The organism is Algibacter sp. (assembly GCF_049667265.1).
Lineage (GTDB): Bacteria > Bacteroidota > Bacteroidia > Flavobacteriales > Flavobacteriaceae > Algibacter_B.
Genome location: NZ_JBATHX010000438.1, coordinates 1 through 2724 on the forward strand (window position 1 = coordinate 1; position 2724 = coordinate 2724).

At 34.8% G+C, this 2724-nt stretch carries 3 protein-coding genes; all 3 read right to left on the minus strand.

From position 1 onward, the window contains the following. Nucleotides 1-370, minus strand: a 370-nt coding sequence (locus WBN21_RS15225) for a hypothetical protein (RefSeq protein ID WP_424201769.1), incomplete at its 3' end; no start/stop codon positions are given. Nucleotides 371-416: 46 nt separating this feature from the next. After that, a complete protein-coding gene (locus WBN21_RS15230; protein WP_424201771.1) occupies nucleotides 417-998 on the minus strand; it encodes a tRNA-(ms[2]io[6]A)-hydroxylase in 582 nt (193 codons plus the stop codon). Nucleotides 999-1247: 249 nt separating this feature from the next. After that, nucleotides 1248-2724, minus strand: a 1477-nt coding sequence (gene recG, locus WBN21_RS15235; protein WP_424201773.1) for an ATP-dependent DNA helicase RecG, incomplete at its 5' end; no start/stop codon positions are given.

A 2724-nucleotide genomic window follows, 5' to 3' on the forward strand; every position in this document is an offset into this window, starting at 1 on the left:
CGTCGTAAGTGTTGTCTGCTAAACCATCTAAAATAATAATATTACTGTTTGTAACGGCTATTTTTGCTAGTGTACCAAAGCTTGTTTTTTTATATAAAATTAAGGTATTATATAAAAAGGGGTCTGCGTCTAAGTCTAAAAAATCCGATAGTATTATTATTTCATTATCAACTGTAGTTTGGCTGTTTTTAATTAATGTATTAATGAAAATAGTATCATTTAATTGAAATACAGTTTCATCGTTTTCAATACTAATAATAGTGTCGTTTTGCACCTCGAAGGATTGATAATCATTGTCATCCTCTCCAGAGCAGCAAAGACCAGCGCAAAGTGAAATTGTTGTTAGAGCTAAGACCGAAAATATTTTCATAAACAAACTTTATTTCTAGATGCAATAAGATGTCAATAGTTGCGTGTTAGCCATGAATTGTTTCAGATTTCCCATAATTCTGAATCACTTCAGCTTCAAAATCAATAAGTTCTTGCCAGCGTTTATCAACATCAATTCCTTTACCATATTGGCGTGCAAACCCAATAAAAGTGGTGTAATGTCCAGCTTCGCTAATCATTAACTCATGATAGAATTTAGCAAGTTCTTTGTCGTTAATTTTTTGTGAAAGTAGTTTAAAACGTTCGCAGCTTCGGGCTTCAATCATAGCAGAAAATAACAACCTATCTACCATACTTTGTTGTTTGCTTCCGCCTTTGTTCATAAACTTATAAAGCTCGTTAACGTAGCTATCCTTGCGTTCTCTACCAAGTTTATAGCCACGTTTTTTTATAATATCGTGTACCATTTGGAAGTGCTCTAATTCCTCTTGAGCAAGTAAAAGTAAATCTGTAACTAATTCGGTATGTTCAGAATTAAGCGTTATGATTGTAATAGCGTTAGTCGCTGCTTTTTGCTCACACCATGCATGATCGGTGAGTATTTCTTCAATATTCGACTCTACAATATTTACCCAACGCGGGTCTGTTGCTAATTTTAAACCAAGCATAATTTTTGTTTTTTGTAAAAGTAGGCATTAAATTAAAATTGCCTATTAATTATTTGGGCATTACCACAAGGGTCGGGCTTTATGTTACAAGTCCTCGCACCTCCTTAGTCGGGCTGTGGGCTTTTATTCATGGTTTTCTATTTTATATTAATGAATTCATGAACATGAATGTTTCACTTCAATCCCTAATGCGAGTTACGTGTTCCAATTAAAATTGCCAATTCGTCTTCCGTCACCCGTCTTCGGTCATCAAGAAATATAATTCCAGATATTTTTATACTTACCAAGTTGTTTATAGGTATATAAAAAAACTTGATTTTCAGGAAGTGCCAGCGATGGGTCAATTTTTAAAACCGTTTTTGCATGGTATCTTGCTAATTGCAATATGTCGTGATCCTTAATAATATCGGCTATTTTAAGGTTTAAAACACCACTTTGTTGTGTGCCCATCATATCTCCTGGGCCACGTAAACGCAAGTCGACTTCAGCTATTTCAAAACCATCATTAGTTCTAACCATGGTTTCTAAACGCGTTTTACTGTTTGCGCTTAGTTTGTGGCTCGTCATTAAAATACAATAACTTTGTTCTGCACCACGACCTACGCGTCCGCGTAATTGGTGGAGTTGCGATAAACCAAAACGTTCTGCACTTTCAATAATCATAACCGAAGCGTTAGGAACGTTCACACCAACCTCAATTACGGTTGTGGCTACCATAATTTGTGTTTCTCCTTTAATGAAACGCTGCATTTCATAATCTTTATCGGCAGGTTTCATTTTTCCATGAACAATGGAAGTCTGGTATTTTGGCATCGGAAAATCTCTTGCGATACTTTCATAGCCATCCATCAAATCTTTATAATCCATTTTTTCGTTCTCTTGAATTAAAGGGTAAACGATATAGATTTGTCGTCCTTTATCAATTTCATCACGAATAAATTTGAAAACTTTTAGTCGATTTTTATCATAGCGATGTACCGTTTTTATAGACTTTCTGCCAGGTGGTAATTCATCAATAATGGAGATGTCTAAATCGCCATAAACAGACATCGCTAAGGTTCTTGGAATGGGGGTTGCCGTCATCACCAAAACATGTGGTGGGAGCTTATTTTTCTTCCATAATTTACTCCGTTGTTTTACTCCAAATCTGTGTTGCTCATCAATTATTGCGAGCCCTAAATTTTTAAATTTTACCTTATCTTCAAGTAGGGCATGTGTGCCAATTAAGATTTGTAATTCACCATTTTCTAAAGATTCATGAATTTTACGTCTTTCTGAAGTTTTACTTGAACCAGTTAATAGTGAAATACTGATATTCAATTTATTACACCATTCCAATAATCCGTTGTAGTGCTGGACTGACAAAATTTCAGTCGGCGCCATTAAACACGCTTGGTAATCGTTGTCAAGTGCCATGAGTATTGACATAAACGCTACAATGGTCTTTCCAGAACCCACATCTCCTTGTAAAAGCCGATTCATTTGCGCATTACTTCCTAAATCGGCACGAATTTCTTTTAAAACACGTTTCTGTGCATTGGTTAATTCGAAGGGTAAATGGTCTTTAAAAAACGAATTAAAATAGGTTCCAACTTGATCAAAAGGAAAGCCTTTAATTTTCGATTTATGAATTAAATTTTTAATAATTAATTGCAATTGGATATAAAATAATTCCTCAAATTTTAGTCGAAATTGTGCCCTAGAAAGTAGCTCTTGATTCTTTGGA

Bases quoted from the DNA above. Each gene is read 5' to 3' on its own strand.
- WBN21_RS15230 (WP_424201771.1), bottom strand. From the start codon at position 998: ATGCTTGGTTTAAAATTAGCAACAGACCCGCGTTGGGTAAATATTGTA.